This window comes from Actinotalea sp. C106 (genome assembly GCF_023630195.1).
In the GTDB taxonomy this organism is placed as follows: domain Bacteria; phylum Actinomycetota; class Actinomycetes; order Actinomycetales; family Cellulomonadaceae; genus Actinotalea.
Genome location: NZ_JALPKN010000589.1, coordinates 1 through 742, shown reverse-complemented (window position 1 = coordinate 742; position 742 = coordinate 1). Strand labels below are relative to the sequence as shown.

At 72.9% G+C, this 742-nt stretch carries 1 protein-coding gene; it reads right to left on the bottom strand.

Features of this window, described 5'->3' with window-relative positions:
* The coding region (locus L0B03_RS18655; RefSeq protein WP_250448602.1) for an SNF2-related protein at positions 1–742 on the bottom strand (742 nt) is incomplete at both ends.

Below are 742 nucleotides of genomic sequence, written 5' to 3'. Positions count from 1 at the left end.
GGATCGAGCGCCCGACCGCCCCGTCGAGCTCGACGGGCAGGTCCGCCACCCGGCGCGCCGGGATGTCGGCGACGACGTCGGCCTTGCGGCGCCGCACGATGCCCATGTCGATCACGTTGGACCGCGCGGCGGCGTAGAAGCCGGGGTCGGCCGGGGTGAGCCCGGTGTCCTCGAGGGCAGCCATCAGCGGGCCGAGGGGGGTCTTGTCGTCGATCCACCCGAGGAGCTGCCAGATCGCCCGGAAGTCCTCGATGTCGTTGATCAGCGGGGTGCCGGTGAGCGCCATGAGCAGCGGCCGACCGGCGCGGGCCCGGATCCGCTCAGCGAGGGCCAGTACGTGCTGGGAGCGCTGGGAGCGCTTGTTCTTGATGAAGTGCGCCTCGTCGACGACCATGCCGCGGAAGCCGAGGTCGGCGAGCCAGCCCACGTGCCGGTCCAGCAGCTCGTAGTTGACGATCACGACGTCCGCGAATCCGTCGATGTCGTCGCCGTCGCCGTGGACGACCGTGGCGCGGCGCTGCGGCGTCCACAGCCCGACCTCGTGCGCCCAGTTCGTCTTCACCACGTTCGGCACCACGACCAGCAGGGGGAACGCATCGGCCGCCTGGGCGGCGAGCAGGGCCTGGGCGGTCTTGCCGAGGCCGGGCTCGTCGGCGAGCAGGAAGGTGCGGTGACCGCGGGCAGCGGCCGCGACCACGCGGGCCTGGTGCGGCATCAGCTCGCGACCGAGGCCGGCGGGCAC